General features: G+C 46.5%; 18 protein-coding genes and 2 pseudogenes. 18 read left to right on the top strand and 2 right to left on the bottom strand.

The features are described 5' to 3' along the window. Nucleotides 1-11: 11 nt before the first annotated feature. The 12 genes from ACUUHJ_RS27950 to ACUUHJ_RS27895 all read left to right on the top strand — a co-directional run bounded on the left by ACUUHJ_RS27950 (nt 12) and on the right by ACUUHJ_RS27895 (nt 14,661). Nucleotides 12-911, top strand: a complete 900-nt coding sequence (locus ACUUHJ_RS27950; protein WP_472300594.1) for a GHMP family kinase ATP-binding protein — start codon at nt 12-14, stop codon at nt 909-911. Nucleotides 912-937: 26 nt separating this feature from the next. Continuing rightward, nucleotides 938-2,209: an MFS transporter gene (locus ACUUHJ_RS27945; protein ID WP_472300593.1), complete on the top strand. Its 1,272-nt coding sequence runs from the start codon at nt 938-940 to the stop codon at nt 2,207-2,209. A gap of 51 nt (nt 2,210-2,260) precedes the next feature. Then, entirely contained in the window at nt 2,261-3,787 is a 1,527-nt protein-coding gene (locus ACUUHJ_RS27940; protein WP_472300592.1) for a lyase family protein, read from the top strand. Next, on the top strand, nt 3,777-4,829 hold the full coding sequence (locus ACUUHJ_RS27935) for a PLP-dependent cysteine synthase family protein (protein ID WP_472300591.1): 1,053 nt from the start codon (nt 3,777-3,779) through the stop codon (nt 4,827-4,829). Before ACUUHJ_RS27940 ends, ACUUHJ_RS27935 begins: the two co-directional genes overlap by 11 nt. Next, the gene (locus ACUUHJ_RS27930; protein WP_472300590.1) at nt 4,804-6,060 is read left to right on the top strand and encodes an ATP-grasp domain-containing protein; all 1,257 of its coding nucleotides are present in this window, start codon (nt 4,804-4,806) and stop codon (nt 6,058-6,060) included. Before ACUUHJ_RS27935 ends, ACUUHJ_RS27930 begins: the two co-directional genes overlap by 26 nt. Next, a complete protein-coding gene (gene ltaE, locus ACUUHJ_RS27925; protein ID WP_472300588.1) occupies nt 6,057-7,112 on the top strand; it encodes a low-specificity L-threonine aldolase in 1,056 nt (351 codons plus the stop codon). Before ACUUHJ_RS27930 ends, ltaE begins: the two co-directional genes overlap by 4 nt. Before the next feature lie 208 nt (nt 7,113-7,320). After that, a complete protein-coding gene (locus tag ACUUHJ_RS27920) occupies nt 7,321-9,066 on the top strand; it encodes a peptide-binding protein (RefSeq protein WP_472300587.1) in 1,746 nt (581 codons plus the stop codon). An 87-nt stretch (nt 9,067-9,153) separates the two neighbouring features. After that, entirely contained in the window at nt 9,154-10,125 is a 972-nt protein-coding gene (locus ACUUHJ_RS27915) for an ABC transporter permease (RefSeq protein WP_064202008.1), read from the top strand. After that, on the top strand, nt 10,122-11,102 hold the full coding sequence (locus ACUUHJ_RS27910) for an ABC transporter permease (protein WP_064202009.1): 981 nt from the start codon (nt 10,122-10,124) through the stop codon (nt 11,100-11,102). The genes ACUUHJ_RS27915 and ACUUHJ_RS27910 overlap by 4 nt, the downstream gene beginning before the upstream one ends. Then, nucleotides 11,078-12,124 (top strand): ABC transporter ATP-binding protein, encoded by a 1,047-nt coding sequence (locus ACUUHJ_RS27905; protein WP_472300586.1) that lies wholly within the window; start codon nt 11,078-11,080, stop codon nt 12,122-12,124. Before ACUUHJ_RS27910 ends, ACUUHJ_RS27905 begins: the two co-directional genes overlap by 25 nt. Beyond that, nucleotides 12,121-13,095, top strand: coding sequence for an ABC transporter ATP-binding protein (locus ACUUHJ_RS27900; RefSeq protein WP_015893414.1), 975 nt, complete (start codon nt 12,121-12,123; stop codon nt 13,093-13,095). Before ACUUHJ_RS27905 ends, ACUUHJ_RS27900 begins: the two co-directional genes overlap by 4 nt. Before the next feature lie 235 nt (nt 13,096-13,330). Continuing rightward, nucleotides 13,331-14,661, top strand: a protein-coding gene (locus tag ACUUHJ_RS27895; RefSeq protein ID WP_472301122.1) for an IS1182 family transposase whose coding sequence is annotated in 2 segments (ribosomal slippage) — nt 13,331-13,871 and nt 13,871-14,661 — 1,332 coding nt in all. Because the reading frame shifts where the segments join, the coding sequence is not laid out codon by codon here. Between the two features lie 191 nt (nt 14,662-14,852). Here the strand turns inward: ACUUHJ_RS27895 and ACUUHJ_RS27890 are convergent. Both ACUUHJ_RS27890 and ACUUHJ_RS27885 read right to left on the bottom strand, forming a co-directional pair. After that, nucleotides 14,853-15,545 carry a site-specific integrase gene (locus ACUUHJ_RS27890; RefSeq protein WP_472301249.1) on the bottom strand — a complete coding sequence of 231 codons (693 nt, stop codon included), beginning with the start codon at nt 15,543-15,545 and terminating at the stop codon, nt 14,853-14,855. Nucleotides 15,546-15,686: 141 nt separating this feature from the next. After that, a pseudogene (locus tag ACUUHJ_RS27885) lies at nt 15,687-15,812 on the bottom strand (tyrosine-type recombinase/integrase); the annotation flags it as partial. A 104-nt stretch (nt 15,813-15,916) separates the two neighbouring features. Here ACUUHJ_RS27885 and ACUUHJ_RS27880 point away from each other — a divergent pair. From ACUUHJ_RS27880 to ltrA, 6 genes and pseudogenes are all read left to right on the top strand, one after another. After that, the gene (locus tag ACUUHJ_RS27880) at nt 15,917-16,306 is read left to right on the top strand and encodes a polysaccharide deacetylase family protein (RefSeq protein ID WP_472300585.1); all 390 of its coding nucleotides are present in this window, start codon (nt 15,917-15,919) and stop codon (nt 16,304-16,306) included. A gap of 177 nt (nt 16,307-16,483) precedes the next feature. After that, nucleotides 16,484-16,942 (top strand): phage holin family protein, encoded by a 459-nt coding sequence (locus ACUUHJ_RS27875; RefSeq protein WP_472300584.1) that lies wholly within the window; start codon nt 16,484-16,486, stop codon nt 16,940-16,942. 2 nt (nt 16,943-16,944) lie between these two features. Then, complete coding sequence (locus ACUUHJ_RS27870) at nt 16,945-17,667, top strand: M23 family metallopeptidase (protein ID WP_472300583.1); 723 nt, start codon at nt 16,945-16,947, stop codon at nt 17,665-17,667. A gap of 570 nt (nt 17,668-18,237) precedes the next feature. After that, nucleotides 18,238-18,741 (top strand): hypothetical protein, encoded by a 504-nt coding sequence (locus tag ACUUHJ_RS27865; protein WP_472300582.1) that lies wholly within the window; start codon nt 18,238-18,240, stop codon nt 18,739-18,741. 38 nt (nt 18,742-18,779) lie between these two features. Further along, nucleotides 18,780-19,232, top strand: a complete 453-nt coding sequence (locus ACUUHJ_RS27860; RefSeq protein ID WP_472300581.1) for a hypothetical protein — start codon at nt 18,780-18,782, stop codon at nt 19,230-19,232. Nucleotides 19,233-19,823: 591 nt separating this feature from the next. After that, nucleotides 19,824-21,079, top strand: a pseudogene (ltrA, locus tag ACUUHJ_RS27855) (group II intron reverse transcriptase/maturase). Nucleotides 21,080-21,160: the final 81 nt, after the last annotated feature.

Genomic DNA, 21,160 nt, shown 5'->3' with positions numbered 1-21,160 from the left:
GGGGGGCCACTATGAGCATGATAAAGACTAGTTCCATTAGTCGTTTTCCTAATACGAATGACGTAGGAATCGGTGTATCTGTCGGTACTTTTGGAGAACTTCTGCAGGGGATTCTTGAGGAAAATAATCTGGATTTTCTGGTTACTTTGCCTATCAAAAATACATCCTACGCTACTTTTTATTCGATTCCAAGCTTACAGGAGATCGTCGTCGTGCCAAGCTCCAAGCAAAAATCAAAAAGGTTGGTCGAAAAAATCATTCAACACTATGGATTGCCAGCGGGTGGAATTTTAGAGATCAACTCCGAACTTCCGGTTGGAAAAGGCTTGGCAAGCTCATCAGCAGATTTGGTGGCTGCCTCCCGAGCGGTTGGGGATTGTTTTCATATCAACATTGAGCCTTCCTTACTAGAGTGGTTTTTGTCGAGTATTGAGCCGACGGATGGCGTGATGTATGAGGGTTCCGTTTCTTACTACCACAAAGAAGTCAGATTGCGAGAATACATCGGGGAGCTCCCCGCATTATGCATTGTAAGTATTGATGAGGGAGGAACCATCGATACTGTTGAGTTTAATAAGCGAACAAAGCCTTATACCCACGAAGAAAAGATGGAGTACAGCGTGTTGTTGCAAAAAATTACGAAAGCGATCAGAGAAAGGGATGTTCACACGATAGGTGCCGTGTCGTCTAGAAGTGCGATCTTGAATCAAAAAATTCTGCCTAAGAAGCTATTGCCGGAAGTCATGGAGATCAACGAAAAAATTGGAGGGTTAGGTACGGTTGTGGCACACAGCGGGACCAGCCTCGGTATTTTATTGTTGAAAGAAGAACCTGACTTCTATCAAAAGCTCGAACTGGGGTATAGATGGTTAAGTAAATTGAATAAAGAAGTGCATGTGTACCACACGTAGCGTTCGTATTGGGGTGGATGATCGAGATGGAACAGCCAGTAAGCGTTAATGAAAAGGTATCTTTTCGGGCGTTGCTGAGCTTGAAAAGTTATCGCTACTTAATCTTTTCGCAATTTGTCTCGAATATGGGAGATGGAGTGTATCGATTAGCGCTTATTTGGCTAATGAAGGTTTTGACGGAAAGTCCTTTGTTAATGTCGATTTTATTGGCAGCGGAGACCATTCCATTGATCATATTCGGATTGTTTGCGGGCGTTATTGTTGACCGAGGAAATAAAAAGAGGATCATGGTCGTTTCGCATTTATTGAGAGCAGCGCTCATTTTGTGCATCGTCCTGTTGTTTTTGTTTAATCGGCTACATCCTGCTGCACTGATCATCATTGCCGTTTTGCTGACCACAGTCAGTGCCTTCTTTCGGCCAGCACTCACGGTAGCGATACGGACACTGGTTCCCGAACAACATATGACGCAAGCCCAAAGCTTATCGCAGATGATTCAAACGATTGTCAGTCTGGCGGCTCCGGCATTGGCAGCGGGGTTGATCGCGTTTGGAATGGAATATGCTTTTATTTTGAATGTCGTCACCTATTTGTTAGGTGCACTGATTATTTTATGGATTAACGAGAAAGAGCTTGTCATTTCTACTGTCAGTGAGTTTACAGCCAAGATGATCATGACGGATTTGAAGGATGGAATCCATGCGATTACGAAGCATGACTTTCTGCGAAACTGCATGATTTATTTTACCATCCTCAACTTTTTGACGGCTCCAGAAACGATCTTGCTGCCACTGATCGTTTCCAATGTTACCGAATTGGCCATGCTCGAGATCAGCTTTTTTATCGGGATTTTGCTTGGGTCCCTCTGTATTAATTATTTGAATCGATATGATGCGATTATTTACATTTGCTGCGGCATTAGTCTGTTCAGCATCGGAATCGGGATGTTTGCGTTTGGCATTCCGCTTGTTTGGCAAGTCATTTGTGTATTTGTGAATGGAATAGGCTCCGCATTTGTGAATATCAAAATGGGGACGCTGATCACCTTGATGGTGCCCAAAGAAGTCTTGGGAAGAGCATCGAGCTTGATTAGTGTAATGGTTCTGTGCGCTATGCCTGTTTCGGTCTTCCTGGTAGGTCTGACTACTGGTCTTGTTTCCATATTTACGATCTTTGGAATCATTGGCGGAGCGGGACTGCTCATTGTGGTTCTCATGCTGATAAATCCACACTTGAGAATGAAAAAAGAACAAAGCTACGAATATGTGGAACAAAAATCAGGAGGTATCTCTCTTTAGGGTAACTCCTGATTGGATCGTTACTCAGTCGGAAGCGAGGTGTACTTTTGCATGAGTGTAAAATTAACGGGCCGTATAGCTTCGACACCAAGCCGCCTCTTGCATGATGAAGTATTGGAGCCACAGTTTAAATATGAAGTCGATCATTTGCTGCCTGGGTATATTCAGATTGAATTCGCCATGCTGTTGGAATATGTCAGGATGGGCTTGATTACACGACAAGACGCTTTGGCTATCGCACAGGAACTTCAGACCGCTACACCACAAACAATCGCTCCTGACCCCGGACGGAACATGTCTGATATCTCTTTTGCCCTCGAGCGTTATATGGAAGGTTTGCTCCCCAGACCTGTACCGTGCTGGCATATGGATCGCAGCCGCAATGATGTTCAAGCGTGCGCCCAAGTGATGTTTGGTCGTGCGCAATGGCTGGAGACGATAGATGAATTGGGACAGCTTATTCAATCGATGCATACACTGGCTGTTCAATATCGTTCGGTTCCCATGCCGGGATATACACACTACCAATCCGCACAATTAATTACCCCCGGATTCTATCTTTCCTCCATGAACAGTGAACTTTTGCAAGCTATGAATCGATGGATACAAATCTATGACGAAATAAATCAGTGCCCGCTTGGGGCAGGGGCCATGGCAGGAGTGGAACTGCCGTGGGACCGTCAACGTTTGTCCAAGCTGCTAGGGTTTCGACAGCCTCGAATGAGTGCGTTGTCGGCGGTTGCGTCTCGGGAGTGGGTCTTGAGAATGGCAGGAGAGCTGTCGACCTTCTCCGTATTGATCTCCCGGTTTACAACAGATTTGATTCAATGGGGCAGCAGCGAAATGAACTTCCTCCAATTGCCGGATGAGCTATCCGGAATCTCTTCTGCCATGCCACAGAAAAGAAACTTCCCGATCCTGGAGCGTATCCGGGGGAAGAGTGCGCATCTAACCGGATTTTATATGGATATGGTGCTCGGTCAGCGCAATACAGCTTTCACGAATTTGGTAGAGACGTCTAAAGAGGCAGGCACTCATCTTCTGACGTTGTTTCAACAAACCAAAACGCTCTTGCGCCTGTTAAAGGCGGTGATCGATCATTTGCAATTCAAAGAGGATCGTTTGCTCCATATATGTAAACGGGACTTCTTTGGAGGATTTACTCTTGCGAATTTGCTGACGCTGGAGCATGAGATTCCGTATCGCACAGCACAGGTAATCGCAGGCAGATACATCGTTCGCGCGCTGGAACACGGTGTATCGCCGGAGCCAGGAGATCCACGGCTACTCGATGAAGCTTGCGCGGAAGCAGGCTTTCAAATACCAGATACGGCTGCACTCCTCGCTGCTTCCTTCGATGTGCAGGGCGGCTTGTACGCGAAGAAATCTGCGGGCTCCACGAACCCGGACGAAGTACAACAGATGCTGACAGCACAGAGGGAGCATGCAGAGGAGCTGCAACGGGAATGGCAAGAGCGACAAGGGCAATTGCAGGCGATCGAAGAAAGGCGGGAGAGGGTAATGAAGAGGCTTCTTTCTGGCAAGCAAGGGAAGGATGTGAGCGTAGATGCGGTATGAACAGATGGCAGATACAATCGGGGATACGCCTCTGGTTAAGCTGAGACTTGATGAAAGAGCAGTGGGCTCCGTATTTGCAAAGCTCGAATTAATGAATCCGTTCGGTATGAAGGATCGTGTAGCCAAGCAGTCGATCCTGGCAGAGATACAGTCGGGAGAACTTCAGGAGGGCATGCCGATTATCGAGAGCTCGTCAGGAACGTTGGCTTGCGGCTTGGCCTTGGTTGGGCGTCAGTTGGGGCATGACGTACACATCGTGACTGATCCGAGAATTGACCCGATTACCTATGCCAAGTTGACCTCGCTTGGCTGCCATGTTCACGTCGTTTCGCAGATGGGAAAACAAGGGTGGCAAAGCGCCAGACTGGAGCGACTCCAAGAATTAATGAGCGAGTATCCAGGAGCGTTCTGGCCTCGACAATACGATAATCCGGAAAATCCGCGTGCCTATGCTGCGCTGGCATCCGAGCTGATGCAAGACCTCGATCGAATTGACGTGCTTGTTGGAGCAGTCGGCAGCGGAGGCTCCTTGTCCGGGACTGCCAGAGAATTGAAGCGTCATTATCAGGAGCTGCGCGTCGTGGCGGTTGATGCAGCAGGGAGTGTGATATTCGGACAGCCCGATCAGCCGACGCGTCTACAAGGTGGCTTGGGAAACAGCTTGATCGCCGAGAATGTAGACTTTTCCATGATCGATGAAGTGCATTGGTTGAACGATGCCGAGGCATTTGCGGCTACGTTGCAGTTGGCCCGTAATGAGCATATTTTTGCTGGCAACAGCTCGGGCTCCGTGTACGCCGTAGCCAACTGGTTAGCGAGCCAGGTCGGGAGTGAGTGTAATATCGTCGCTATATTTCCGGATCGAGGGGATCGTTATGTCGATACGATCTATAGCCAATCTTACCGGGAGAGCAAGGGTCTAATGCAGACGAACTTGCGAGACACGCCGCAGTGTGTGGAACCAAGGACAGTCGTGACTAGCTGGTCCTATTCTAAATTGATGGGGATGTATCCGAATGAACAAACACTTTCTGTTCGTTGAAGCGAATACGACGGGAACAGGTATGCTCGCTATGAAAAAGGCACGCGAATTGGGGTTTACACCCGTATTTTTCACAGAGAAGCCTGAACGTTACCACGGTTTGAATGAGTTGGAATGTCACATAGTCGTGACAGACACGAATTCCCAGGCAGAGCTGACTGACAGTGTAGCACAAGTGAGTAAGGAAGGCAGAGAGATAGCCGGAATCATGTCGACAAGCGACTATTACCTCGAATCGGTTGCCAAGCTGGCCCGGAAATTCGGTTGGACAAGCAATTCGCTGGAGGCAATTGAGGCCTGCCGCAATAAAGCGATATTTCGCGAGAGGCTTCAGGGTCAGCAAGTGTCTCAGCCTGAATTTGTGGCAATAGACTCTATGGAGGCATTGATGGAAGCGAGCTCTTCCATTTCTCTACCCTGCGTGGTGAAGCCCGCTGATGATAGCGGGTCGAATAACGTGCGGCTGTGCTTTAGCTGGGATGAAGTGGAGCATATGGCTGCAGAAATCCTTGCGATCAAGTACAATGCGCGCGGTCAGGAAACAGCTCGAACAGTGCTTCTCGAGCAGTATGTCGAGGGCCCTGAATTTAGCGTGGAGACGTTCTCGTGGCAAGGGCAATGCTTTGTCATCGGCATTACCCAGAAACGGTTAACGGGATACCCATTTTTCGTGGAAGCAGGACATATTTTCCCTGCACCGTTGTCGGCAGAAGAGAAACAGGAGATCGAGCGAACGGTGGAAAGGGCGTTAGAGGCGGTGAACTACCAGTTCGGTGCTGCCCATACAGAAGTGAAGTGGACATCAGCAGGTTGTGTTGTCATCGAAGTAAACGCAAGGCTTGCTGGTGGAATGATTCCAGAGCTGGTTCGCAGTTCAACGGGGATTGATCTGCTTTTACAACAGATTCGGTGTGCGGCTGGACTTGCGCCAGAATTGTCTCAAACCATCGAAGAGCAACGCTATGCAGGCATTCATTTTCTCGTGTCTGAGAGTCAGGGAACCTTTAGTGGGATACATGGAATGGATACCGTTTGCAACCTGCCGGGGATTGCTGAGGTAGCGATTCATGCAAAAATCGGTCAAAACGTCCAGCCTCCGCAAAATTTCTCGCATCGTCTCGGCTATGTGATTGTGGAAGGCAAACAATACAGCGAGACGGCTGAGCTGATCCAGCAGGTAAAAGATGGCCTGAGAGTACAAGTAGGTCAGCGATTGGAGAGTGGGGTATGAAACCGTTGATAGAATTGAGAAGCGATACATTCACTTTGCCAACAAGTCAGATGATGGATGCCATTCAAGAGGCGGTACTCGGTGACGATGTGTATGGGGAAGATCCTACGGTTCGCCAATTGGAGCAAGAAGCGGCGCGGAAGCTGGGCAAAGAGGCAGCCATTCTCATGCCGAGTGGAACGATGGCCAATCTGGCGTCCTTACTGGCGCATTGTCCGCGCGGTTCCAAAGTCATTGTAGGCAATGAGACAGACATTTACATCTATGAAGCGGGTGGCGCGGCTGTGTGTGGTGGCATTATGTACGAGCCGATTCCGACGCAGTCAGATGGAAGGTTGGACATCGCTGATATGGAGCGGGTATTTCCGTTGGAGCCAGAAGATCCACAATTCGCACTGCCTTCTCTGATCTGCCTGGAAAACCCGCATAACCGGATGGGGGGACGTGTCCTGCCACTGTCTTATTTGGAAGAGGTTCGCGTATTTGCAAACGAAAAGTCGGTGCCTGTTCATATGGACGGTGCACGTTTGTTCAATGCGGCAGTTGCTCTTGACGTGGATGCGACTGAAATTGCTCGTTATGCGGATTCCGTGCAAATATGTCTGTCGAAAGGGTTGTCAGCACCGATTGGTTCCCTTGTCGTCGGAACAGAAGACTTTATTCAGAAAGTGTATCGTCTACGCAAAATGCTGGGTGGCGGTATGCGTCAGGCAGGGATTATTGCAGCGCCAGGCCTGGTTGCCTTGCAGCAAATGACGGATCGATTGGCAGTCGATCACGCTAACGCCCTACGCTTGGCACGTGGTCTGGCAGAGATTCCAGGAATCGTGATTCATGTGGAAGACATAGAGACCAATATTGTGTTCTTCCGGATTGAACACCCAGTCCATACATGGCAGACCTTCATAGAAGCAGCGCAAGCACATGGGCTGCGCGTAGCTGAGCTCGGTCACGGCAGAATTCGAGCGGTGACTCATTCTGGTATTGAGACAGCGGATATCGACAAGGCGCTAGTCATTGTACGTGAACTGTTGCAGTTCCAAACGGTGTAGAGCAGATATGTTCGCTCCCCCTTTATTTGAAGGGGGATTTATTATTAAGGTTTATAAAAGAATATAAAATCATCTGATTTTTTCAAATGTTTTAAAGGGAAAATATTTTCAAATAACAGAAAATTATTTAATATTAAAAAGACAGGCCTTGGGATGTATTACCCGTTATGGAAAAGGCTTGAAAACATGTGGAAGAGGGGGAAATGATTTGAAAAAAGGGAGAGGTTGGTTAAAGCCGTTGGCGTTGCTCACTTTAACCGGCGCGCTGTTGGTCGGTTGCTCAAGCGGGAACAATGCTTCGCCAGGAACTACAACACCAGCACCAACAAAAAAACCGGTGGAGCAGGTGGCTCCTCAGGCGACCAGTACGGATGATGAGAAACCAATAGACGGTGGAACGTTTACGCATTCTACGACGTCTGACATCGTCACGCTCAATCCGATTTTCGGGAATGATACGGCATCCGGCGACGTTATGGAGTACACGCAGGCGTATTTGTACAATCGGAACCCGTCTTTTGATTTAGCAGTTTACCCTTGGTCCCTTGCAGCCGAATTGCCGAAAATAAGCGAGGATGGCCTCACCTATACAATCAAGATGAAGAATAATGCGAAATGGTCCGATGGAACGCCAATCACGGCTGACGACTTGATTTTTACCATTAATGCCATCAAAACTCCTGAGACTGGATCACCAGAAATTACGAAATACGACAAAGTGAAAGAGATGAAAAAGCTGGATGATTACACCGTAGAAATCAAATTGAAACAATTGTACGCTCCGTTTGCTTTTGGATTAATGCAAAAGTTGGCACCAGCCCACGTGTTGAAAGACGTACCGTTTAAAGATTTGCAAGCACATTCCTACGGAAAAGATCCAGCCAAGACACCTACTTCCGGACCGTACAAATGGTCCGAGTGGAAACAAAAGGAATTCCATGTGCTAGATGCTAACCCAAATTACTGGGGTGAAAAGAAGCCGCATATTCAAAAGGTTGTGTACAAAATCTATGCGGATCAAAACACACAAGTACAGGCTCTGATGAAAGGCGACGTTGACTTGGTAGATTCCATTCCTGTCACGCAGCTCGAAGCGGTGAAGGCGAAAGGAACGATCAACATTTCGACGGAGCCAGGTCCTAGCTATGAATATTTTGCCTTCAACTTTGACAAGAAGAACTTCCCGAACAACTACGGGTTGTTTGAAGGTCAAAAAACGCGTCAGGCCATTGCCCACGCAATCAATCGTCAAGGTATTATCGACAATATCTTGAAAGGAACCGGAAAAATTATGGATGCACCGTTCCTGCCAGGTACATGGGCAGACCCGGGCGATGCAGCAGTCCATTACGAATATAGTGCAGAGAAAGCAAAACAATTGCTGAAAGAAGACGGATGGGTAGCCGGGGCAGATGGAATTCTTGCCAAAGACGGCAATCGCTTCTCCTTTGAATTCATTTTCAACTCGGGGAACAGTCGCCGTGAACAGGCAGCAGTCGTTATTCAGCAAAACCTGAAGGAGATCGGAATTGAAGCGAAGCCAAAAGCATTAGACTTCTCGGCTCTTGTCGATCAGTATGCCAACCCTGGTAAATTCCAGGTTCTGTTACTCGGATGGCAATTGTCTGATCCAGATCCGGATGGTATTTCTACTTTCGGGAAAAAGGCATTCCCGCCTGGCAACAACGCTGGCTGGTACGACAATCCGAAGCTGGATGCGCTCTGGGAAAAGGCTGTATCTACGGTCAAACAAGAGGAACGCGCTGCAATCTATAAAGAAGTCGGAAAAGAAATCTCGACGAACCTGCCATACGTATTCATGTATCAGTACGGAACGCCACGAGGCATGACTTCTCGTGTCAAATATAAGGATGAATTTAAACCAGTATCCATGATTCCGTATGGGGAGACCTTTGGCTTCCTGAACTGGTGGATCGACGATACCAAAAAATAAGCTCGGCTTGTAGCGGTTAGCAATAGGAAAAGGGGGGAAGGGCAGCCTTATTGCCCCTTCCCCTTTCAAACGAAAGGAGGATGCTGATTGACTGAATATTTAGTACGCCGCGTACTACAAGCCGTGCTTGTTTTATTTTTGATCACAGTAGTTTCGTTCGGACTCATGCATGCAGCACCCGGAGGACCGCTAAAAGTCATGCTCTCACCGGGAATGTCTCCTGAAGCACAGCTTATTCAGATGAAAAATATGGGGTTGGATCAGCCTGTCTATATTCAATACATGAAATGGGTCGGTAATTTGCTGCAAGGAGATTTGGGCCATACCTTTAAAAATAACGTTCCTGTTGGTGATATTTTGTGGCCGACGGTTTGGAATACGTTTGTGCTCATGTCTGTAGCGTGGGGGCTTTCCATGCTGATCGCCATCCCTTGGGGCATCTACAACAGTACAAAGCAATACGGTCTGTCTGACCAGATCGCCTCCATCGTTGCCTATCTCGGATTCGCGATGCCGACCTTCTGGTTTGGGATAATGCTCCAACAGTATTTCGCGATGCAGTTGAATCTGCTCCCATTATCTGACATGTACACGATGGGAAAAGAGGGACAAATAAGTGACCTCATTTTGCACTTGATTCTACCTGTTACGGTGTTAACACTGGTGAACATCGCAGCCTATGTCAAATATACGCGCGCCAGTATGCTGGAGGTTTTGGAGCAAGACTATATTCGTACGGCACGTGCCAAAGGGATGAAGGAAAGACGCGTGATTTTCCGCCATGCTCTGCGGAACGCATTGATCCCTGTCGTGACGATCATCGGTTTGGATTTGCCGACGCTGGTAGCAGGTGCAGCATTGACAGAGAGTGTATTTAACTGGCCAGGCATGGGCCGTCTGTTTGTAGAAATGGCTGTAGCGCGTGAGTACTCTGTGTTGATGTCGATTACGTTGCTGATTTCACTAATGGTGATTATCGGAAACCTGCTAGCCGATTTAATCTACGCACTGGTTGATCCACGAGTGCAGCTTGGACGTAAAGGAGGCAGGGCAGCATGAGTCAAGTGCAGCTTCAAGATGACACTGTTGTTGAACCGAATCGACCAGGTGGACAGCTTCCGACAAATTCTGTTGGGGAAAAGCCTCCTGGGCTATGGAAAACCGCGGGCAAAAAATTTATGCGCAATCCGTATGCCGTTGGTGGCTTGATCGTGCTCCTGTTTTTTGTTGGGATCGCCGCGGGTGCCGATTGGGTTGCACCGCATGATCCGGCAAAGGTTGATTTTATGATTACCAACCTGCCTCCTGGAACAGAAGGGCATGTGCTCGGAACAGACGAGCTCGGTCGTGATATCTTGTCCCGCCTCATTCATAGCAGCCGGGTGTCTATGCTGGTCGGCTTCAGCGTTGCTTTTGCTGCGGTCGTCATCGGGACGCTGATTGGAGCGATTTCTGGTTACTTTGGCGGCTGGATTGATACCTGCTTCATGCGTCTCGTGGACGTGATGAACTCCATTCCGAGTCTGTTTTTTAACATTCTGGTTTTGGCGCTTTTCGGAGCGGAATTTGTCTACATGATCCTGATTTTGTCGCTGACGAGCTGGACAAGTGTGGCACGTCTTGTGCGCGGGCAGTTTTTGCAGCTACGGGAAATGCAGTATGTGGAAGCGGCGAGAGCGATCGGTGTTTCGCACTGGGGCATTATTACGCGTCACCTGATACGCAATGCAATGGCTCCCATCATTGTGTACGCGACTCTCATGGTTGGTTCGGCCATTCTGTCAGAGTCAGGTCTCTCCTATTTAGGCTTGGGGATTCAACCACCTGAAACAAGCTGGGGATTAATGTTGAGCAAGGCACAGGAATTCATGCTGGTCGATCCTTTGCAAGCACTTTATCCTGGTCTTTGTATTTTACTCGTGGTGCTAGCGGTGAACTTCGTCGGAGACGGCATCCGCGATGCATTCGACCCACGGAAGAAAAAGAAAAACCCGAAAAGGAGGCTGAACAAGTGGAACGCAACATCCTCGAAATAAAAAATTTGACCACTTGCTTCTTTACGGATGACGGCACGGTCAAGGCCACGGATCGAGTGAGCATCAACGTTGGCAAAGGACAGACGGTGTGCTTGGTAGGGGAATCCGGCAGCGGGAAGAGTGTGACGTCACTTGCTGTCATGCGACTGATTGATTATGCGGGCGGATTTATTCAGAGTGGGAACGTCATGTTTCACGGTCAGGATCTGGCGGCAAAGGACTTGGATGAAATGATGCACGTTCGCGGAAACAAGATCGCGATGATCTTCCAAGACCCGATGTCGGCTCTCAATCCGGTGTTTACGGTAGGCGACCAAATTGCGGAGAGCTTGATGCTGCATCAAAATATGAGCCAGCAGGATGCGTTCAAAAAAGCAATCGAGATGCTTCGTCTGGTTGGGATCCCGGCGCCGGAAGTACGAGTGAAACAGTACCCGCACGAAATGTCTGGAGGAATGTGCCAGCGTGTGGTCATCGCGATGGCACTGGCTTGTAACCCAGAAATGCTGATAGCAGACGAGCCGACAACAGCTCTTGATGTAACGGTTCAGGCGCAAATTTTGGATTTACTCAGACGGCTGCAAAAGGAATTGGGCATGTCGATTTTGCTGATCACCCATGACATGGGGGTAGCAGCAGAGATGGCGGATCGAATCGCGGTGATGTATGCAGGAACGATTGTGGAGGAGGGAACGGTCGAACGGATATTTGACGAGCCCCGGCATCCTTACACAATTGGCTTGTTGCAGTCTATTCCCGGATTTGAAGGAGAGCGCGGCGGAGAATTGTACACCATCCAAGGCACCATCCCGAGCATCACTCAATTGCCGACGGGCTGCCGTTTTCACCCGCGTTGTCCGTATGCGATCGACAAATGCAGAAAAGAGGAGCCCATTTTGCGCGAGGTTGTTACGGGACAACAAGTGGCTTGCTGGTTGAACGAAGATGTCAGCAACCACTTCAGAATAAATCAGCGTGCCAATTCAGTCGCTGGAAGCAAAGCAGAGGTGAACCGCCAATGAACCGGGAATATTTGATCGAAGCCAACCATATCAAAAAGTATTTTCCGATTAAGGCCGGCTTGTTGAGCCGTGTCATCGGTCATGTAAAAGCCGTAGATGATGTATCTTTTGGAATTCGCGCAGGGGAGACATTTGGGCTCGTGGGGGAATCCGGCTGCGGGAAGTCGACACTGGGGCGTGTCGTGCTGAATTTGCAAAGGGCGACAAGCGGAGAAGTGCTGTTTGACGGAACTAATATCCATCAGGTGAATAGACAAGAAAATTTGAAGCTGAGACGGGATATGCAGATTATTTTTCAAGACCCGTTTGGTTCGTTGAATCCACGATTTTTGGTAAGTGATATTATTGGAGAGCCTTTGCGGGTTCATCTGCGGGCGTCTGCAAAGGAAATGGATGAGCGAGTAGTCGAGCTGATGAGTCTGGTGGGACTCGATCCTTCGAGACGAAATCGGTATCCGCATGAGTTTTCCGGCGGACAGCGGCAACGGATCGGTATTGCGCGGTCAATCGCACTCTCACCACGGTTTATTGTGGCAGATGAGGCTGTTTCTGCGCTGGATGTGTCCGTACAGTCACAGGTTTTGAACCTGATGATGAAATTACAAAAAGAGATGGGGCTGACCTATCTATTTATCGCGCATGGTCTGAATGTGGTACGCCATATTTCTGATCGGGTAGGCGTGATGTACTTGGGGAAAATGGTGGAGATTGCACGAACGGATGACTTGTTTGCACAGCCACTGCATCCGTATACGGCGGCATTGTTGTCGGCGATTCCGAAGCCCACTCCGCATCGTAGACAAGAGCGAATCGTCCTGCAAGGGGATGTACCATCTCCGGCCAATCCGCCGTCAGGTTGTCGTTTTCATCCTCGTTGTCCGATGGCGCAGGAGAGATGCAGCAAGGAGATTCCCGAGCTCATAGAGGTTGGGCAGGATCGGCAGGTCGCGTGTCATTTCCCTTTAGCATAGAGAGAAGGAGCCACCTATTATGGGTGGATGTTAGTTTGTTCCTATTCAGTTCGAAGTGAAATGTAATCGATGCTAAAACCCTTGATAAATCAGGGGTCAGGCTGTCGAGAAAGTCGACAGCCATTTTTATTTCACTTAATTTTAAAGCGACACCGCGTTAATTTGTTATAATTCTTATAATTACATTTTATAGTAGGTGATTATTGTGCTTACCTCCAATGATAAAAATCCACAAATGCATTACGAATTTGTGTGTCTTGATGAATTGGTCCCAGAGGACCATTTATTAAGGGTCATCCAGAAACATATAGATTTCTCCTTCATCCGAGAAAAAGTACGTCAATATTATTGCGAGGATAACGGTAGACCGTCGATTGATCCTATTGTTTTATTTAAAATGATTTTCATTGGATACCTTTACGGTATCCGCTCAGAGAGGCAACTCGAAAAAGAAATCCAGACTAATATCGCCTATCGTTGGTTTCTTGGCCTTTCTTTAACAGATCGAGTTCCAGATCACACAACAATCAGTTGGAATCGTCGAACCCGTTTTAAAAATACAAATGTTTTTCAGGAGATTTTTGATGAAATTGTTCGCTTGGCGATTCAGCATCGAATGGTCGCTGGACGTGTATTGATAAGTGATTCTACGCATCTTAAAGCAAATGCGAATAAACGAAAATTTAAGAAGCATGTCATCGAGAAAACGAGTCGTGCCTATCTCAAAGATTTAGAGGTAGCAATTAATGAAGACCGTGAGGTACATGGAAAAAAGGATTGAAGCCTAGAGAGGGTGTGAAGGAAGAAAAGGAAATCAAGATGAGTACCACGGATCCGGAAAGTGGCTACATGGTTCGAGACAGCAAGCCCGAAGGCTTTTTCTATCTCGATCACCGGACTGTCGATCATAAGTACAATATTATTACCGATGTCCATGTCACTGCTGGCAATGTCCATGATTCCGTTCCTTACATAGATAGGCTGAATCTCCAAATCGAGAAGTTTGGGTTTCAGGATACAATTGAAGCTATTGCATTAGATGCTGGTTATTTAACTACTCCAATCTGCAAGGCACTTCACGATATAAATGTATTTGCTGTCATCGGTCATCGTGCCTTTACACCTGTTAAAGGTCTTTTTGCTAAATGGCGCTTTAAATATGATCTGGAGTGCGATGTGTACACATGTCCTCAAAAACATACGCTTACTTATTCGACTACCGATCGAAACGGATACAGGATGTATAAGTCCAATAAAGAAATATGTAAAACTTGTCCAAGGCTTTCTGAGTGTACCCGATCTAAAAATCACCAAAAGGTGATAAGCAGGCACGTTTGGGAAGAGAGTAAGGAATGGGTTCGACAGAACCGTTTAAGTAAATCGGGGAAATATTTATATAGATTAAGATACCAAACCATAGAGCGAAGCTTTGCAGATGCTAAAGAACTGCATGGGCTTCGCTATTGTAGGTTACGCGGACGTGAAAATGTCCAAGAGCAGGTATTGATGACAGCAACAGTACAAAACATTAAAAGGATAGCGCTACACCTAGCGAAAGCAAGTTAGGTGCAGGCTATCCTTTTTTTCAGCACTTCGTGCTGAACAATACTAAAAAGAAATCCCCCAAAAGGGGGTTTCTCTTCAGGCTGACCCTTGATAAATCAGGGGTTTTTAGTTTGAATTCACTTTCCGGTTTGATGCAAGTAATAGCAAAAAAAATAGACTTGTTGACGGATTGTTGACCAAATATATCAGTATTAAGCTTTTTTGTGTTGGTTTGGATCAAATAGGGAGTTAAAGTGCTTAGCTGCTTCTTGATCGGCAGAACGTAAAGTGTGGCCATATACGTTCATCGTTGTAGAAATGTTTGAATGACCTAGTCTTTCCGAAATAATTTTTGCATGACCCCCTTTATTGATTAGCAAAGTGGCAGAGGTGTAGCGCAAATCATGGAAACGGATATATTTTAAGTTGTGCCGTTCAATGAAACTTGGCCACCATTTATTCACCATAGCCGGGTAGAGAGGCTTTCCATTTGTGGCTGAAAAAACAAAGAAGTGTTGACCTTCTTTCCATAATTCCTCTGCCTGAATTCGGGCTTTGTTAGATTGTTTCTTTAATGTTCTTAGCTCTGGAATCAGAGACGAGGGGATGGATACTTTACGTATTGATTTTTTTGTTTTCGGTTCCTTGATTAAATAACCAATATCTTTTACATGATTTAAAGATTGACATACATCGATAGTACCAAAACCGTCACCTAATTCTATATGTTTCCATTCTAGTCCGAGTAACTCCCCGCGTCTTAAACCTGTTGTTAGTGCAAGCTTAATCATTACTCTCCACATCAGTGGTTCCGTCTCCAGAGCCAGAAGTAACATGTGGGCTTCCGTTTCGTCATAAACTCCCATTTCAACCTGATCCACTTTAGGTTTTTTAATTCCTTCCATGGGACTTGTTTTAATGGCCTTCCAAACTACTGCACGCTTTAAAATATTTTTGAGAACTCGATGGATGTATTGAATCGTTGCAGAGGATAATTTCCCATCAACGCCGTCTTGTCGATTTCCCTCTTCTTGCAATTCTTTCAAAAACGTTACAATGTGAAGTGGTTTAATTTGATCCATTCGTAAATGGCCAAATTCAGGGATCAGACGGTTGTTAATTTGAATGAGGTAGTTTTCAAGAGTTTTATACCCAAGCTCACTACGAGCGTACTTTTCCCGCCATTATCCACAAAACTGGAGAAGGTCATCTTTTCTGGAGGTCTGGCTATTGCACGTTGCCACAACTAAAAGAGATGTACGCCTATGGATGGGACATGGCCAACCACACCATGAACCATGCGACTTTGAAAGACCTGAAAGACACAGCGGCCATCGAAAAAGAGATCGGGGACGCCGAGGATTGGCTGAATGCAAACGGCTTTACGAAAGCATCAAATATCTTGGCGTACCCATACGGGGCGTATGATGCAAGGGTGTTGCAAGTTATGCAATCTCGCAGAGCGGGCCGCACCGTCCAAGATGATACGGCGACCACACCGCCACCTGATAAACGGACGATCAAGATACGTAATGTGGATCATACGATTACACCTACCACACTAAAAGAGCACATAGATGCTGCGGTTAATGTGGGGGCGTTTGCTTGTTCATGTTCCATAAGTTGGTCCGTGGTACGGCGACCTCCGGCATCGAGTACAACGTAAGTAACTTCCAAGAGGTTGTTGATTATGCATTTTCCGGCGAGCTGATATCGATACCGTGACGTTTAGCGAATGGCTGGACAGTTGCGGGTTGTAGTAAAGAATATTGTTTTCAAGGGGAGCTGCTAACGCGGCTCCCTTTACTTTTGCCCCGAGGGGGGTGAGGAGGAAGATGAGCTGATGAAGTTTTTACAGAGTTTAGAGAATGTAGTGACCCCAGCAAACGGGATCGCAGTAACTACGGGAGTGTTTCTTACCCCGATATTTCAGTACCTCTATGGAACGGGTCGGCTGGATATTTTGATTGTGCTGTTTCTTATGATTGGACTCGATTGGATCACGGGCATATCAGCAGCTAAAAAGGATAGGTCCTATACGTCTGAATACGGGCTATCACGAATCCCGCGTTCGCTGTTTCTTTTTGCACTGTCGGCCATAGCAAATTTGCTGGATCGGGTGATGGGCACACCCGGTTTTCTGTTTTATGGAGTTACATTCGGTCTACTCTATCACAAATGGAATAGCCTAACAGCAAATGCTCACCGAGCTGGTTGGCCTGTTCCAAAATCAATTGTTAACTTGGTCGGATCAGAAATCAAAGCCAAGACTGAGAGAGCCGCAAGAAAGGAGTACAAGTAATTATGATACCAATGATGCAAGAATATCGCGTGACGTCTCCATTTGGGCCGCGTACAAGTCCGATCACTGGGCGGATCGAATTCCATACGGGGATTTACTTAGTAAAACCAGCATACGCGAATATCAAGGCATTTATCGCAGGGACGGTCGTCTACGCTGGGATGGGACAGAAAGGCACTGGTGTAGGCGGCTTCGGCAATACTGTGATCATCAAGGACAAGGACAATTACCTGCAGCTGTACGCACACCTTACCGATTGCGGAGTTATTGTTGGTCAATATGTCGAGCGTGGCCAGGCAATCGGCAGACAAGGAAACACAGGAAAATCCGCAGGTCAACATCTGCATTTTGAGGTTAGGAAGAATGGGCCAAGCTTTGGTTTTGGTAACCACATACATCCAGTGAAGTATGTCGACGATTTCTACATGAGTAATTGTCCGCAACCAATTCAAAAGTCAGTGGATAAACCTGTGGATAAGGTTTCCATCAAAGTAAATGGGAAGCTGCTGCCTGTTCAAGGCTTCCTCAAGGGAGGAGTTTCTACACTACCTGTACGAGCGGTAGCAGAGGCAGTCGGTGTGACGCCGGTATACAATGCAGCCACCCAACCAAGTAACGGTAAACGGGCGCGATCTGACCGAGACAATCGAATCTGGCGTCTCGTACGCTCCTGCGCGCGAGCTGGCAGTTGCACTGGACCTGCAGGTTGGGTGGGACGGCGCTAGTAAAACGGTAGAGATAAAAGTATGTGGGGGTAAATGATGCGATAACAAGTGGTAGAGTTTTCAGAAGTGGGGCTCACTGATTGCGCTGCTCTTTTTAATTAGGTGGATCACTAAAGAATAGGAGCAAAATTGAGCGTTATGAGCTCCTTCCAGCTGGGATTCGAAGTTGATTTCTCATCGTTGGTGGGAAATCAACTTGAGCCTGACTTGCTACCAAAATGTATCGGTTTATGTGTGAAAGTGCTATATGAACGCGCGGAAACAAAAACAAGCAAGTATGATATTTCAAACCCCGTCCGCAGAATTAGTCCAGACGGAATTCCCCCATATTTTGGACCAATATGTGTAGAAACATCTTGTGATTGAAACAGTAAAGTCTACTTCGTAAATACAAGGAAATATCTCCTGTTTTTTGTATTTAAAGTTAAATTATATATCTTAACAAATTTACGCATAAAATAACATTATTTACAAATAATTACTTTTAATGTAATATACAGCTAATTTTAAATTTTAATTGAATTTATGTAATTAAATTCAAATTATTTTCAAAAAAATAGGAGGAAAATAATGTTTAAGAAAAGTCTTGCGTTGTTCCTAGCTTTGAGTGTTTTGCTTAATATGTTCTCTGTTGTAGGTTTCGCAAAGGAAGTAAAGAACCCTGTAATGCAAAAAATGGGTGCTGGGGATTGGGAGGACCTAGGAAAAGGTATTCGAGTTCGATTGGATGCACCAACTGCCCATGGTGATGCCAAATGGCACGTTCATGTTTACGATGGCAATACAGAGATAGCAGCAGAGTCATGCGACGGCACTAAGAGTCATGGGCAAAAGTTGGAGGATTGTCTTTCAAAAAAGTTAGCTAATAAAGTTCGGGAAGGTAAACTGTACAAAGAAGGCGCAAAAAAACAGAAAAAACTTGAAGAGGCTAAACAAGAAATTGTCCAAAAAAACCTAAACCTTTATAATTCAGGTGACCTTGTTATTGCAGCAGGAATAGTTGCAGGAGCATTAGGATATAAACTCTGGTCTTTGCGAAGTGGAAAGTGGCTTGACTTTATTTTGGCGATATAAAGGAACTACAAGCTGTTCCAGAAAATTAAGGAGGAAATATGAAAGATACTCTTAGGCTTACCCGAGAGCTAAAATTAAGAGATGTAGAATTTTTTCTAATTAGAAGGGGTTATAACGGCGAGAAGGTTTGCCACATGCTCTTACTAGATTTTAGGCGGCCAAGTGTTTTGCAAGATTTTCCGTTTTTGATGGGGATTGAAGATGAAAAAGAGTTTGGTAGATCTAACTTAATCAAAGTGATAATCATTTCTGAGGCAGAGCTTGATACAGAAATAAAGGAAGAACTTCATATTATTGCTTCGGGTTTCCTGGAAAATAAAGTGGATTGTCACTGGTTAATAGAGTATGAAATTGCAGATATTGATCCAAGAGACGTTGGAATGGGGGAGAATATACTACCCGCCATTTCTTCGATTATGAAAAAGCATAAATTCCTCTTGAATCTAAATGACATACCTCGAGAAAAATATAACTTCTTGTCACAAGATTAATTTTTAAAGCTCCACGTAATGTGGAGTTTTATTCATGTGCGCCCAGCATGGGCGTTATCTCTAGGGTTAAAGTCCCGAATGGTGAAGGCAGTAGTAGCCATTAGCTTAAGACAAGGGTGTCCACCGTGAGGTGGAATCTGAAGGAAGTCGGCGGCAAACCTCCGGTCTGAGGAACACGAACCTCATACGAGGCTAACATTCGTTGGATGAGCCTGCATGTCAAGGCAAAGTCCTTACTGCCAAAGGCGAATGAGAGTAAATGAGGCAGATAGATGGAGGGGAAGATAACGCTCTTACCTGGGGAGACCTGACCGAAACGCCATGCTCACATGGTAACCTTCTTTGAAAGGAGAAGCTGAACGATCAGGAGTCAGCAGAGGTCATAGTACCCTAGTAAGGGACGCCTGAACAGGGAAGGACCGAACATCTAGGAAGAACGAGAAGCTAGGCGTTCATTCTTGCTAATGAGGCAGACAATCCGTAAGGACTTGCTCAGAGGAGGAAGTGGTGAATTCCACGGGGGAATCTGAGAGGGCTGAAGTAAGAATGGCACAAGTAGAAAGAACGTTCACGCGAAAGGAATACCTCAACATGATGAAGCAACTTCTGTCACGGGAAAACCTTCTGACAGCATTAAAGAGAGTGGAAAAGAATAAAGGAAGCCACGGTGTGGATGGTATGTCAGTAAAATCCCTACGTGAACATATCATGACCAACTGGGACTCCATCCGCCAGCAGTTAGAGGATGGTACCTATCAACCGCAACCAGTCCGAAGGGTCGAAATCCCGAAACCTAGAGGTGGGGTACGGTTGCTAGGAATTCCTACTGTGACAGACCGCTTTATCCAGCAGGCAATCGCTCAAATTCTGACCCCAGTTTTCGATCCGATGTTCTCCGAACACAGTTATGGCTTTCGTCCAAATAGGCGAGGACATGATGCAGTTCGGAAGGCTAAAGGATTTATGAAAGAGGGGAAACGGTGGGTTGTTGATTTAGACTTAGAGAAATTCTTTGACAAAGTAAACCATGACAAGTTAATGGGGCTTATCGCCAAACATGTCAAGGAAAAGACACTTCTCAGGCTTATCAGAAGCTATTTAGAATCGGGCATCATGATTAACGGGTTGGAGACAGCAAATGAGGAAGGAGTGCCGCAAGGTGGACCTCTTAGTCCGCTGCTCTCCAACATCATGTTGCATGAATTGGACATGGAGCTAGAAAAACGAGGGCTCAGATTTGTCCGCTACGCGGACGACTGTAATGTCTACGTTTCTTCAAAGAAGGCTGGCGAACGGGTAATGGCATCTATTTCCTGGTTCATCGAGAATAAACTAAAACTTAAGGTGAACATTGAGAAAAGTGCAGTAGACCGGCCATGGAAACGAAAATTTCTAGGGTTTAGCTTTACCCACCAGTCTGATCCAAAGATTCGAATCGCGAAAGAAAGCATGAAGAAGGTAAAACAACGAATTCGGGAATTTACCTCAAGGTCAAACGCGCTTCCCATGGAGTATCGAATTGAACAGCTAAATAGATACTTTATTGGCTGGGCGGGATATTTCTCACTTGCAGACACACCTTCTTCTTCTCCAGTCTAGACGAATGGATAAGAAGAAGGCTCCGTATGTGCCTATGGAAACAGTGGAAGAACCCTCGAACAAAAGTAAAAAGGCTTATTACTTTGGGAGTGCCCAAAGCAAAAGCCTTCGAATGGGGCAATTCTCGTAAGAGATACTGGCGTATTGCGTGCAGTCCTATACTTCACAGAACTTTGGATAATGCCTATTGGCAGACCGAAGGTCTTAAGAGTCTTAAGGATAGGTATTTTCTTTTACGTCAAACTTAGATGAACCGCCGTATACCGAACGGTACGTACGGTGGTGTGAGAGGACGGGGGCTAGTCACCCCCTCCTACTCGATTTACATG

This window comes from Brevibacillus schisleri (assembly GCF_055685845.1).
The sequence above is the reverse complement of the archived record's forward strand: the minus strand, read 5'-3'. Positions and strand labels throughout refer to the sequence as shown.